Source organism: Kitasatospora cystarginea (assembly GCF_039533515.1).
GTDB classification, from domain to species: domain Bacteria; phylum Actinomycetota; class Actinomycetes; order Streptomycetales; family Streptomycetaceae; genus Kitasatospora; species Kitasatospora cystarginea.
In genome coordinates, this window is record NZ_BAAATR010000042.1 from 45,101 (window position 1) to 58,583 (window position 13,483).

A 13,483-nucleotide genomic window follows, 5' to 3' on the forward strand; every position below is an offset into this window, starting at 1 on the left:
CAGCGCAGACGCCGCGGACGGATGTGAAGCCACCGATGACGGACCATTTGGAGACAGAAGCGATGAGCGACGAAAACGACCTGCCCGCCGGCGCTGTTGCCGTCGTCGGCATGGCACTGCGGGTTCCCGGTGCCCGAACGCCGGACGCCTTCTGGCACAACCTGCGCGAGGGCGTGGACAGCGTCACGACTCTCACGCACGAGGAACTGCTCGCCGACGGCGCGGCCCCCGAAGAGCTCGCGCACCCGGACCACCGCCCCGCGCTCGGCGTCCTCGACGACATGGAGCGGTTCGACGCGCGGTTCTTCGGGTTCTCCCCGCGCGAGGCCCAGATGCTCGACCCGCAGGCCCGGATCTTCCTGGAGTGCGCCTGGGAGGCCCTGGAGCACGCGGGCCTGCCCTCGGACGCCACCGACGCCGTCACCGGCGTCTACGCCGGCGTCGGGGAGAGCGCCTACCTGCGGCACAACCTGCTGGCCCACGAAGGCCTCGTCGAGCGCATCGGCGCCTTCCAGACCTCCATCGGCAACGACAAGGACTTCGTGCCGACCCGGGTCTCGTACAAGCTGAACCTGCGCGGCCCGAGCGTCAGCGTGCAGACCGGCTGTTCCACCTCGCTGGTCGCCGTGCACACCGCCGCGCAGGCCCTGATCGGCGGCGAGTGCGACATCGCGCTCGCGGGCGGCGCGACCGTCGTCCCGCACCGGCGCGGCTACCGGTACGAGGAGGGCGGCGTCCTGTCCGCCGACGGCCGATGCCGGGCCTTCGACGCGAGTGCCTCCGGCACCGTCCCGGGCAGCGGTGCCGGTGTCGTGGTCCTCAAGCGGCTCGCGGACGCCCTCGCCGACGGCGACGTGATCCACGCCGTGATCCGCGGCTCCGCCATCAACAACGACGGCGACCGCAAGGTCGGCTTCACCGCCCCGAGTGTCGAGGGACAGGCCGACGTCATCACGGAGGCGCTCGACGTCGCCGGGGTCGATCCGGCCACCGTCTCGTACGTGGAGGCCCACGGCACCGGAACCCAGCTCGGCGACCCCATCGAGGTGGCGGCCCTCAAGAACGCCTTCGCCGGCGCGGGCGCGGCGCACCGCTGTGCCCTCGGCTCCGTGAAGACCAACATCGGCCACCTCGACACCGCCGCCGGTGTGGTCGGCCTGATCAAGACCGTGCTGGCGCTGAAGGCGCGGGAACTCCCGCCGTCCCTCCACTACACGCAGCCGAACCCGCGACTCGGCCTGGAGGAAGGCCCGTTCTACGTCAACGCCGCACTCGCCCCGTGGCAGGGCGACGTGCTGCGCGCCGGTGTCAGCTCCTTCGGGATCGGCGGCACCAACGCCCACCTGATCCTGGAGGAGGCGCCGCGGCCCCCCGCCGCCGCCGGGCCGGGCCGCGGCCGGCACGTGCTGCCCCTCTCGGCCGCCACGCCCACCGCGCTCGACACCGCCGCCGCGGAGCTCGCCGCCCATCTGCGCGCCCACCCGCAGGAGCGCCTGGACGACGTGGCGCACACCCTGCAGCACGGCCGCTGGACCCTGCCGTACCGCCGTTTCGTCGTGGCCGGCAGCATCCAGGAGGCGGCCGAGGCCCTGAGCGGGCCCGCCCCGACGCACTCCGCCGGGCCCGAGACGGACCGGGACCGCGAGGTCGTCCTCACCTTCCCCGGACAGGGCGCCCAGCGCATCGGCACCGGTCTCGCCCTGTACGAGCGTGAGCCGGTCTTCCGCGCGGAGGTCGACCGCGCCGCCGAGATCCTCCTGCCGGTGCTCGGGGAGGACATCCGCCACCTGCTGTACCCCGCCGACGCGGAGCGGGAGACCGCCCAGGAGAAGATCCGGCGGACCGAGTACGCACAGCCCGCCCTCTTCGTCGTCGAGTACGCCCTCGCCCGGCTGTGGGCCTCCTGGGGCATCCGCCCGGCGGCCATGCTCGGACACAGCCTCGGCGAGTTCGTCGCCGCATGCCTGGCCGGCGTCATGGCGTACGAGGACGCGCTGCGCCTGGTCGCCGTACGCGGGCGGCTGATGCAGGGCGCGCCCGCCGGTGCGATGGCGGCGGTGCCGCTGCCGGAGAGCGAGGTCACGCCACTCCTCGGCGCGGAGGCCGTCCTGGCCGCCGTGAACGGGCCGCGCGAGTGCGTGGTCTCCGGCCCCTTCGAGGCGGTCGAGGCCGTCGAGTCGCGCCTCGCCGAACGCGGGGTCACCACGAAGCGGCTGCGCACCTCGCACGCCTTCCACTCGCGCATGATGGACGGCGCCGCCGACGCGTTCGAGGCGGAGGTCGCACGCGTCGCCCTGGCCGCGCCCCGGATCCCCTTCGTGTCCAACGTGACCGGCACGTGGGTCACCGACGAGGAGGCCACCAGCCCGGCGTACTGGGCCCGCCATCTGCGCTCCACCGTGCGGTTCGGTGACGGCCTGCGCACGGTGAGCCGCCCCGGCGCGACGCTGCTCGAGGTCGGCCCGGGCCACGTCCTGACGGGCCTCGCCCGCGCCGGGAAGGACGCGCACGGGGCGGTCGCCTCGCTGCCGTCGGCCGGCCCGGACGCCGACGCCGAGCAGGAGATGCTTACCGCCGCCGGCGAACTGTGGCGCCTCGGCGCACCCCTCGCCTGGGAGGCGCTGCACGACGGGGAGACGCCGCGCCGCACTGTGCTCCCGACGTACCCCTTCGAACGCGAGCGGTACTGGGTCGACCCGCCGCGCGGCACCCGCACGGCGCGCGCGAACCCGGACGGACTCGCGGTGCGCGGCTTCCGCCGGGTGGGCCCGGCGAGCCCCGCGGCCGCGCACGACGCCACGGCACCGGCCGCGTGGCTGGTCGTCACGGACCAGGTGGGCGCCCTCCAGGGCCTCGCCGAGCGCCTGCACGACACCCGCTCCCGGGTGATCGAGGTCCCGGCCGGCGCCGTCGGCACCCAGGACGACTGCGCCCGGCTCCTGGAGACCACGCTCACCGCGGACGAGCGGATCGCGGGCGTGGTCCACGCGGCGCTGCTCGGCACCGGTGCCGAGCCCGACGCCTTCCACGCGCTGGAGGAGCTGGAGGCGCTGGAGCGCGCCGTCACGGCACGCGGGGACGACGGCGCACGGCTCGTCACCATGGTGTCCGGCGCGCTCGACGTCACCGGCGAGGAACCGCTCGTGCCCGGGAAGAGCGCGCTGACCGCCTGGGCCCACGCCGGACGGCCGGGCTCCCGGACGCTCCTCGACGTGCCCGTACCCGGAACGGCCGCGGCCGCCCGCCGCCTGACCACCGCGCTGCTCGCGGAACTCGACGGCACGCTCGTGGAACCCGTCGTCGCCCTCCGCGGTGGCCACCGCTTCGTGCCCGAGCTGGCCCCTCTGGGCGCGGCGACCGGCACCGACGCCGGCCGACACGCCGGTGCGCACTACACGTCGACGGGCGACGACCCGGTCGCGACCGTGTTCACCCGGGCCCTGATCCGTGCGGGCGGCACGGTGACCCCGCTGCCCGCCGCCCCGGTCGTACCGTCCACCCTCCTGGTGCTGCTCGACGCGAACGCCCTGCGGGCCGACGTGCTGGACGCACTCGAGCACGCCACCACGGCGGTCGCCCAGGCGCCCGCGGGCACCGTGCTCGCCTGCGAGGTCCACCTCGTGGGTGACGCCGGCTTCGAGCCGTCCCGCTCGCCGGTCGCCGCCGTCGTCGAGACCCGTGTCGCCCTGGTGGGCCGCGAGTCCGAGATCCCGTGGACCGGCTTCGTCTGGTCGCGCGCGGACCACGCCGCCGTCGAGCGGTGGGCGGCCCGCGTGGTCGGCGCGGCCCCCGGCAGCTGCCAGGCGGTCGTGGAACCGTCAGCCGAGCTCGCACCGGGCACCGCCCCGGCCCCGCAGGGCGCGACCTGCGGGGCCCGCGCGGACCACACCGACGACACCGAGCGCCAGGTCGCCGCGATCTTCTCGGACCTCCTCGGCGTCCCCGACATCGCCCCGGACACCAACTTCTTCGAGCTCGGCGGACACTCCCTGCTCGCGGCCCAGTTCGTCGCGCAGGTCCGTACGGTCTGCGGTGTCGAGGTCCCGCTGCGCACCTTCGTCGGCGAGCCGACGATCCGCGGTCTGGCCGCCGCCGTGCGCGCCGCCCGCGCCGAGGCCGGGGACACCCTGCTGGAGGCGCTGCCGACCGTGGTGCCGGACCCCGCCAACGAGGGGGTGCCCTTCCCGCTGACGGACGTCCAGCAGGCGTACTGGATCGGCCGCACCGGCGTCTTCGAGATCGGCAACGTCGGCATGCACGGGTACGAGGAGTTCGACGTCCAGGACCTGGACCTGCCCCGGATGGAACGGGCCTTCCGCCGGCTCATCCAGCGGCACGGCATGCTCCGCGCCGTCGTGCTCCCGCACGGCGAGCAACAGATCCTGACGGACGTCCCCGACTACGTCATCGAGACGGAGGACCTGCGCGGACGGCCCGGGAACGAGGCGGACGCGGCTCTCGAGAGCATCCGCGCGGCCATGTCCCACCAGAACTTCGAGGCCGACCGATGGCCGCTGTTCGAACTGCGCGCCTCGGTCCTCGACGGCGGCCACACCCGACTGCACTACAGCATCGACGGTCTCGTCACCGACGCCCGGGCCTCGAACGTCCTGCTGCGCGAACTCGCCCACCTCTACGAGCGGCCGGACGTCGAGCTGCCCGCGCTCGAACTGTCCTTCCGTGACTACGTGCTGGCGGAGCACAGCCTGGAGTCCTCCGAGCTGTACCGCCGTGCGGAGGCCTACTGGCGGGAGCGGATCCCGGCCCTGGCTCTCGCCCCGGAACTCCCGCTGGCCCGCGACCCCCGCACCGTCGACTCCCCGCGCTTCAAGCGCGTGGAGGGCCTGCTGCCCCGGGACACCTGGGAACGCGTCAAGGGCCGGGCGTCTCAGCGCGGCATCACACCCACGGCGCTGCTTCTGACGGCCTACAGCGAGGCGCTGGCCACCTGGTCGAAGAACCGCCGCTTCACGCTCAACCTCCCTATGGCGAACCGGCTTCCGCTGCACCCGGAGGTGGACGCCATCGTCGGCGACTTCACCTCGGTGACCCTGCTCGAGGTCGACGCGGCGAGCGAGGCCACGTTCGAGGCGCGTGCCCGCGCCGTACGGGACCGGCTCATCACCGACATCGACCACCGTGTGTTCAGCGGTGTGCGCGTCATACGGGAGATGAAGAAGGCACGCGGTGACGCGGCGGCGGCCATGCCGGTCGTGTTCACCAGCCTCTTCCTCGACCACGGCCAGGACACCCCGATCGGCGAGGTGGCGTACAGCATCTCGCAGACCCCGCAGGTCTGGATCGACGCACAGGTCTACGAGGTCGACGGCGCGCTCGCGTTCGACATCGACGCGGTCGAGCAGCTCTTCCCGGAGGGTCTCGTCGCAGCGATCCACGCGGCCACGCTGGAACTGCTGGAGTGGCTCGCGCGGGACGAGGACAACTGGAGCCGGCGCACGCCCCTGCTCGTCCCGGGCGCCGAACTGGCCGAGCGGGAGGCGTACAACCGCACCGAAGGCCCGCTCCCGTCGGGGCTGCTGCACACACCGTTCTTCGCCACGGCGGCCCGGACGCCCGAGCGCACCGCCGTCGTCACCCCGGGCCGCACCCTCAGCTACGGGGAACTGGCGGCGCGGGCCGGCGGCATCGCCCGGCGCCTGACCGGCCTCGACGTGCGGCCAGGCGACCTGGTCGCGGTGGTGATGGAAAAGGGCTGGGAGCAGTGCGCCGCCGTCCTGGGCATCCTCGCCGCGGGCGCCGCCTACCTGCCCATCGACCCCGAACTGCCCGACGAGCGCATCCGGCTCCTGCTCTCACACGGCCAGGCCCGCGCGGTCCTCACCCAGGGCCGCGTCGCACAGGGCGGCGAGGACCGCTTCGCCGGTGTCCCGGCCGTGTTCCGGGTCGACGAACTCCCCCTGGAGGAGCGCGCGGCCGACGGTCTGCGACTGGAGGGTCCCGCCACGCCGGACGACCTCGCGTACGTCATCTTCACGTCGGGTTCAACCGGTCTCCCGAAGGGCGTGATGATCGACCACCGCGGCGCCCTCAATACGATCGTGGACATCAACGACCGCTTCGGCGTGGGGGCCGACGACCGCGTCCTGGCCCTGTCGTCGCTGAGCTTCGACCTGTCGGTCTACGACGTCTTCGGCCCGCTGGCGGTCGGCGGTGCGGTCGTCATGCCCGACGCCGGCGCGCACCGCGACCCGGCGGCCTGGCTCGACCTGCTGGAGACGGCCCGGGTCACCCTCTGGAACTCCGTGCCGGCGCTGATGGAGCTGCTCGTCGAGCACATGAGCGTGAAGGAGGCGACCAGCACGGCGCTGCGGCTGGTGATGCTGAGCGGCGACTGGCTGCCGGTCACGCTGCCGGACCGCATCCGGCGGGTGCTCGGCGCCCCGGAGGTCGTCAGCCTCGGCGGTGCGACGGAGGCGTCGATCTGGTCCATCCTCTACCCGATCGGCGAGGTGCCGGCCGACTGGCCGAGCATCCCGTACGGCAGGCCCATGCGGAACCAGACGTTCCATGTCCTTGACGACGCGCTCCGGCCGCGCCCGACCGGGGTGCCCGGCCAGCTCTACATCGGCGGCGTGGGTCTGGCCCAGGGCTACCTGCACGACGAGGCCAAGACCAAGGGCAGCTTCATCGTCCACCCCGAGACCGGCCGGCGCCTCTACCGCACCGGAGACCTCGGACGCTTCCTGCCGAGCGGCGACATCGAGTTCCTCGGCCGCGAGGACTTCCAGGTCAAGGTGCAGGGCTACCGCATCGAGCTCGGCGAGATCGAGGCCGCGATCATGCAGCACCCGGACGTCCGGGCGGCGGTGGCCGTGGTCCAGGGGGAGCCGCGCGGCGCGAAGCGTCTGGTCGCCTTCGTCGTCCCGCAGACCGCGCACGACGTTCCGCAGGACCTCCGCGACTTCCTCGGTACGAAGCTGCCCCGGTACATGGTGCCGGACGTCTACGTGGAGATCGACGAACTGCCGCTCACCGCGAACGGCAAGGTCGACCGACGGGCGCTCGTGGTGCCCGAGCAGGTGGTCGAGGAGGCCACGCCGCTCTACGAGGCTCCGCGTACCCCGATAGAGGAGGCCGTCGCCGAGGTCTGGGCGCACATGCTCAAGATCGAGCGCGTCGGTGTCCACGACAACTTCTTCGCCCTCGGTGGAGATTCGCTCATGGCCATGCGCGCGGTGGTGCACCTGCGCAAGGCGCTCGACACCGAGCTGCCGATCCGTGTCCTGTTCGACAGCCAGACGCTGGCGGACACCGCGCTCGTCATCGAGGACCACCTCCTCGCCGAGATCGAGGAACTGTCCGAGGAAGAAGCCCAGGCGTTGCTCGCCGACTGAGCCGATCTGTCACGGAGACCTCAAGGTGAACCGAACCGCAACACCCCGCGCGACGCGCGCCCACGGCTGGATCGTGGGCGCGCGGCGCCCGGCCGCACCGGCCGTCCGTCTCTTCTGCCTTCCGTACGCGGGAGGCGGGGCCTCGACCTACGCCGCGTGGCCCGCGCTCTTCCCGGACGACGTCGAAGTCTGCCCCGTCGAACTGCCCGGCCGGCAGACCCGCTGGGGTGAGAACGCCTTCGAACGGGCGCGGCCGCTCGTCGAGACGCTCGCCACCGCGCTGGCGGACGAACTCGACGTCCCCTACGCGCTCTTCGGACACAGCATGGGTGCCCTTCTGGCGTTCGAACTGGCCCGGGAGCTGCGCAGGCGCGGCGCCGACCTGCCGCGCGTCCTCTTCCTCTCCGCCGGCCCCGCCCCGCAGCTCCCGCGCCGGAAGCCACAGGTGCACGACCAGCCGGACGACACCGTGGTGGCCCGGCTGCGTGACCTGGGGGCCGTCCCGGACGACGTGTTCGCGGAGCCGGAGCTGCTCGAACTGCTCATGCCGACGATCCGCGCGGACTTCTCGGTCGTCGAGACGTACGCGTACCAGCCCGAACCGCCGCTCGACTGCCCCGTCGTGACCTTCGCCGGAACGGAGGACCGGGAGGTGCCGCCCGGCCAAGTGGCCTTCTGGCACGAGCAGACGACCGGCGGCTTCGCCCACCACGTTCTGCCCGGGGACCACTTCTTCCTGCACAGCGAGCGGACCGCGCTCCTGGACGCGCTCCGCGCCGCGCTGATGGCCGCCGGACGGCGGCCATCAGCGCGGCGCGGAGTGCCTGGCCGACCCGACGAACCGACCCGACCAAAAGGAGCAGTGATGGACACGACGGAGGCCTTCGGCCTGATGCTTCCCCAGTGCTGCGCCCACCTGATGTCCTGACCCCGCCCAGCGCCGGCTTGTGGCGAGCAGGTTCCCAATCCCGCTGAACAGGCCGAGCATCACACAGCTGGCAGTGTGGGGATCGGCCGGTCGATGGAGTGCAGCTCCAGGTATCGGTTGGCCATCAGCACATAGACATCCTCGAGCTGTTCGCCGTTCGCGCGACACCAACGGACAACGGCCCGGCGCAGCACAGCGCGCCGGTCCGGGCCCCGCTTGATGCCCGATCGCAGCTCGCTGCGCGCCTGTTGGTGGGCTTCTTCGACGTATTCGGCTGGCACGATGTCGTGATCAAGGGCGAGGTCGAGGGCGTACTCGTACGGGTAGCGCGCGGGCACGAACAGCGGGCCGGGCAGCTTGGCGATGGCTTCGGCGATGCTAGTCACACATCAACCGTGGCATGCCCTGGCGGCGTCGGCATGCCACAACCGCCGGGCCGACGTTCCCCTGGCCAAAGCGATGTCCTACACAGCCGCCGCCCGATCGAGCGGCGGCTACTCGCTGCACCACTCAACTCCATCTCGTCCATATGGACGGGGATTGACGCTGGGCTGACGTGACAACAGGGCGCTACTCTCTACCTCGTTCATCGGACCTCTATCCACGTCTGTTGCACCGGAGCCTCGCCTTGGACCTCATCCTGTCCGTGAAGAACGCCACCCCCGAGTTCGGCGAGAAGCTCCTCGCCTTCCTCGCCCCCTACGTCGACGCCGTCACAGTCGAAACGGACGGCACCTGGACCCGCGACCGGATCGACCGCTACTACCTCTCCCTGCCACCCCGCGCTCAGCGGATCCTCGAAGAGGCCGTTGGCCGTGGCGGCTACGTCTCCGCCGATGCCTTGCGCGGCGAGGACGGCTCCAGCAGCCTCAAGGGCCATAGCGCCGGCCTCAAGCGCGCCCTCGACCGCGGCGTCCGCGAAGGCTGGTTGCCCGCCGCCATCGAAGCGCCCGTCCAGGCCCAGGGTCCCGGATTCGGCAAGGTCGTCGGCTACAGGATTCCGCACGCCATCTACGACCTGTTCCGCGACACCGTCCTCGCCCTTCCCACCGCACGCCGCGCCGCGCTCAGCAAGGCGATCACCAGGCACGGCACGGACACGCGGTGGGATGCGTCCTTGGCCGTCAAGATCCTTACCAACCAGGACCTCGAAACCGACTGGAAGGGTGCGGACGTCATCCTGCGCCACCTCGCCGAGACCGGACTCATCGTCAAGGCCGACTCGGACCGCGCCGTGTACCGGCTCGCCAACGGGCAGTAACCGGGCTCGGACCAGGAAGGAGGGAGCCAGTGGGAAACGACCTCACGGCGGTCTGGACGGCGCTGAACGAACGCCAGCAGTTCTACCTGGGCACCATCTACGACGCCGACCAGGCCAAGGAGTCGGAAAGGGCCGCCGCTGGCGCGGCGGGGAAGTGGGACCGCATCCCTTGCTCTGCCGCGTTCGTTCCGAGAGTGCGGTCCAGGTCGGCCGCCAACGGACTGGACAGCTGAAACGCAGACAAAGCTGCAGGGGCCGCAGCTTCATTGCGCATGGTGTTGTCCGCGGACAACACCACCCCAACGGTCGCAGGGCTCTGATCTGCGAGAGCTGCAGCCGGCACGGAGTCATCGAGAGCCTGCATGGAGGAGTGCATGTTGTCCGCGGACAACACGGTCACGGCCGGCACCGTGCCCTGCTGCTGCACCAGGGCGGCCGGGACTTCTGGGTTGGCGACGGTGTTGTCCGCGGACAACATCCACTCCTCCTGGTCCTCTCGGTTTCAGAGATCGGCGTACAGCTCCTCGAGGAGCGCCCTGAGCCCGGCCTTGTCGAGGCCTTCTCCAAGGGTCACGGCTCGCTCCGCCACGCTCGCTCCGAGAGCCCGGACCAGCTCGACCGCCGACGGACCGGACGGCCGAAACACGGACGAAGCCGCAGCGGCCGCAGCCTCACTGCGCATGGTGTTGTCCGCGGACAACACCACCTCTGGGCGGACTCCTGCTGGCTGGGCACCAAAGGAGCTACAGAGTCACGTTGTCCGCGGACAACATCTTGATGGAGCTGTAGCAACCTGCGGGACGAACGAGAGGGGGGTGTTGTCCGCGGACAACACCCCCCCTCCTGGTCCTCTCGGTTTCAGAGATCGGCGTACAGCTCCTCGAGGAGCGCCCTGAGCTCGGCCTTGTCGAGGCCTTCTCGAAGGGTCGCGGCTCGCTCCGCCGCGCTCGCTCCGAGAGCCCGGACCAGCTCGACCGCCGACGGACCGGACGGCCGAAACACGGACGAAGCCGCAGCGGCCGCAGCCTCACTGCGCATGGTGTTGTCCGCGGACAACACCACCCCAACGGTCGCAGGGCTCTGATCTGCGAGAGCTGCAGCCGGCACGGAGTCATCGAGAGCCTGCATGGAGGAGTGCATGTTGTCCGCGGACAACACGGTCACGGCCGGCACCGTGCCCTGCTGCTGCACCAGAGCGGCCGGGACTTCTGGGTTGGCGACGGTGTTGTCCGCGGACAACACCGCCTCGGGGTGATCCTGGGCGGGCTCCTGCTGGCTCGGCACCATCGGCGTCGGCACAGTCGTGTTGTCCGCGGACAACACGTCCGTCTTCGCGGCTGCCCTCAGCTGCTTGTCGCGTTCCCGCTTGGCGCGCTCCTCTTCCTTGATGTTCTCGGCGAGGGCGAGCAGATCGGCGGAGGTGAGGGAGCGGTCGTCCTTGTACGCGCGGGCGAGGCGGCGACCGTACCGTTCGGCGAGCTGTCCACTGACCAGTTGCTCTTGGATCAGTGTGGGCAAGGTGAGCAGGGCGATCTGGTTGCCGACCCAGGACCTGTCTTTTCCTCGGCGGCGGGCGACCTCGGCCGCGTTGCCGTCGCAGGCGTCCAGCAGCTGCTTGAGGCCGCGGGCACGCTCGATGATGTCGAAGTTCTCCCGGTCTTCGTTCTCGAGCAGGAGGTAGTCCATGAAGTCGGCCTGGCTGGTGGCCAGGTCGTCCCGGACGACGAAGTCGAGGGCTTCGAGTCCGACATGCTGGGCTGAGCGGTAGCGGCGTTCGCCGTTGAGGAGGACGTGCTCGGCTGTGGGCTCGATCAGTTTTTCGTGGTTCGGCCACAGCTTGAGGTAGGCGGCCCGGGTGACCGCCACACACGCGGTGGTCTGTTTGCGGGCGAGGCTCTCCCCGAGCCTGGCGCGGTCCTCGTCCGTGCCGTAGTTGCGGCGGGGGTTCATCGGGCAGGTGGCGACCTTGGCGAGGTCGAGCCGTTGGACCTCGTAGTCGGGGATGAGCCCGGCGGCCTGGGCTTTGGCCCGGCCGCGTTCGCTGAGGGGCTGCCGGGCGAGGCTGGCGAATGCTCCGGCGCCGACGCGGTCTGCGACCCTGCTCATGCTGCGATCCTCTGTGCGATGTTCCGCATGATCTCGGACTGCTCGCCGTCCGGTGCGTAGATGAGGAGGGGGGTCTTGCTGCGGACCGCCTCCCGCTGGTCCTTCAGCTCGTTGACGACCGCGATCACTGCGGGGTGCCCCAGGGACTTCCATCCCTCGAGGGAGGAGGTGACGACGTATCCCTTCCGGATGTCGAAGAGGTTGACGATGAATCCGAGGTCATCGATGACGATGCCGAGGTCTCCGCAGAGGGAGTCGATCTGCTCCCGCAGGAGGGTGTAGGCGTCGGCGGAGGAGTCCTCGGCCTGCACCGGGATGATGATGCCGGAGCTGCCGTCCGGTTCGCCGTCGCGCTTGCGCGCGTAGTAGAGGGCGTTGTCCATGGCGTAGCCGAGGCTGGGCGGGCAGTCGATGATGACGAAGTCGAAGTCCTGCTCGAGTTCGGCAAGGGCCTTTTCCAGGGCGGTCTCCTTGACGCGGACCTCGCGGCTGGTGGCGAGCTTGGCGTCGAGGAGGAATCCGTCGGTGCATGCGGGCAGCAGGTGGAGGCGGCTGCCGAAGCTGTCCCCGTCGACCTCGATCAGAAGGTCCCGCAGGTCGGAGGCGCGGTCACCGACCATGTTCTTGACCAGGCTGTCGCTCTTGATCGGTAGATGGTCGTGCCCGAGCTGCTTGGTGAGGTGGCCTTGGGCGTCGAAGTCGACGATGCAGACCCGGTACCCCATCTCCGCGAGCGCCTGTGCGACGCCGGCCGACATCGCGGTCTTGCCGACACCGCCCTTCTGGTTGCCGAAGGCGATCCGTCGGGGTCCGGTGGCCATCCGGGCTCGCTGCGGCAAGGGGTGGGCGTCCAGCCACAGCCGGATCGCCTGTGCGAGCCCCTGGTTGTAGGGCAGTCCCTGCTGGGAGCAGTCTTCCCGGAAGCCCTTGTAGAGAGCTGAGGGGACGTAGGTGGAGAAGGAATCGCTGCGGGCGGTGTCGATCAGGCCCAGAGGACGGTCGGCGGCGCGCCATGCCTGGATGCCTTCGGTCACGGCGTCCTGGATGTCGACGCCGACCGTGGCGGCACGGATCTTCAGCTCGCGCCGCAGCTGGGCGGGGAGTTTGGTAACTACCTTGTCTCGATCTTCAGCCATGTTTGGGGCGGTCATGGGGGGAGTTTACTAACCGCACGGGCAGCTTAGACAGCGACACGTCCGCTTTGTTACCTATGTATTGATACCCAGTAGCGGAATGTGTTGTCCGCGGACAACACATCAAGCCGTGCAATGGCCCATGGCCAGAACCTTGTGCCCCGTACAGACTGGCGCGCGCCATGTTGTCCGCGGACAACATGAACCGGCACGGCACGCGGCAGGAGCAGCCGGCTCTCGCAAACGCCCCCTGCGCGAGATCAACCGGCTCGGATCGGCGGCGGAGGACCACGTCATCCTCACCAAGGGTGCGCTGCGGAGGGCGCTCGGGAGCGTGAGCTCCACAAGGAGGCTGGCCCGACAACCTCGCCCAGTGGGTGGTCGGGGTCCTCGACATCGCGGAGGAGTACGGTTTCAAACTGCTGAAGGACGCTCAGCGGATCCGGGCCCTCCCACTGCTCCGGCCCGAGCTGCGTGCGCAGCCCACCCAGGCGTCCGCATGTAGGTCATCGCCGACGCGATCGCCAAGTCGGACGTCGAGCACGCCGAGCTAGTCGGATGGGCGGCCATCTCTCGCTCGGTCCAATAGGCCCGGTAAGGATCGTCGTTGACCTGGGTCACCAGTTTGTGCATAGGTTCACCGGGTTGGCGATGGTGAGGCCGGAACCGGTTGGATGTGGCCGGACATCCGATCTGGTGC

Annotated in this window: 8 protein-coding genes; 4 read left to right on the forward strand and 4 right to left on the reverse strand. The window is 70.8% G+C overall.

The window, feature by feature from the left end; translation table 11 throughout:
* The first annotated feature begins 62 nt into the window (after positions 1-62).
* A complete protein-coding gene (locus ABD369_RS32825) occupies positions 63-7,355 on the forward strand; it encodes a hybrid non-ribosomal peptide synthetase/type I polyketide synthase (protein ID WP_344640261.1) in 7,293 nt (2,430 codons plus the stop codon).
* Between the two features lie 25 nt (positions 7,356-7,380).
* A complete protein-coding gene (locus ABD369_RS32830; RefSeq protein WP_344640262.1) occupies positions 7,381-8,283 on the forward strand; it encodes a thioesterase II family protein in 903 nt (300 codons plus the stop codon).
* A gap of 59 nt (positions 8,284-8,342) precedes the next feature.
* Here ABD369_RS32830 and ABD369_RS32835 read toward each other — a convergent pair whose 3' ends face one another.
* Positions 8,343-8,669: a hypothetical protein gene (locus ABD369_RS32835; protein WP_344640263.1), complete on the reverse strand. Its 327-nt coding sequence runs from the start codon at positions 8,667-8,669 to the stop codon at positions 8,343-8,345.
* 242 nt (positions 8,670-8,911) lie between these two features.
* On the opposite strand from ABD369_RS32835, the gene ABD369_RS32840 reads away from it, so the two are divergent.
* Positions 8,912-9,544: a hypothetical protein gene (locus ABD369_RS32840; RefSeq protein ID WP_344640264.1), complete on the forward strand. Its 633-nt coding sequence runs from the start codon at positions 8,912-8,914 to the stop codon at positions 9,542-9,544.
* A 29-nt stretch (positions 9,545-9,573) separates the two neighbouring features.
* A complete protein-coding gene (locus tag ABD369_RS32845; RefSeq protein ID WP_344640265.1) occupies positions 9,574-9,777 on the forward strand; it encodes a hypothetical protein in 204 nt (67 codons plus the stop codon).
* 269 nt (positions 9,778-10,046) lie between these two features.
* Here ABD369_RS32845 and ABD369_RS32850 read toward each other — a convergent pair whose 3' ends face one another.
* The 3 genes from ABD369_RS32850 to ABD369_RS32860 form a co-directional block, all read right to left on the reverse strand.
* Positions 10,047-10,250, reverse strand: a complete 204-nt coding sequence (locus ABD369_RS32850; RefSeq protein ID WP_344640266.1) for a hypothetical protein — start codon at positions 10,248-10,250, stop codon at positions 10,047-10,049.
* 152 nt (positions 10,251-10,402) lie between these two features.
* The gene (locus ABD369_RS32855; protein ID WP_344640267.1) at positions 10,403-11,650 is read right to left on the reverse strand and encodes a ParB/RepB/Spo0J family partition protein; all 1,248 of its coding nucleotides are present in this window, start codon (positions 11,648-11,650) and stop codon (positions 10,403-10,405) included.
* A complete protein-coding gene (locus ABD369_RS32860) occupies positions 11,647-12,801 on the reverse strand; it encodes a ParA family protein (RefSeq protein WP_344640268.1) in 1,155 nt (384 codons plus the stop codon). The genes ABD369_RS32855 and ABD369_RS32860 overlap by 4 nt, the downstream gene beginning before the upstream one ends.
* Between the last annotated feature and the right edge of the window lie 682 nt (positions 12,802-13,483).

Bases quoted from the DNA above. Each gene is read 5' to 3' on its own strand.
- ABD369_RS32825 (WP_344640261.1), top strand. From the start codon at position 63: ATGAGCGACGAAAACGACCTGCCCGCCGGCGCTGTTGCCGTCGTCGGC.
- ABD369_RS32855 (WP_344640267.1), bottom strand. From the start codon at position 11,650: ATGAGCAGGGTCGCAGACCGCGTCGGCGCCGGAGCATTCGCCAGCCTC.
- ABD369_RS32860 (WP_344640268.1), bottom strand. From the start codon at position 12,801: ATGACCGCCCCAAACATGGCTGAAGATCGAGACAAGGTAGTTACCAAA.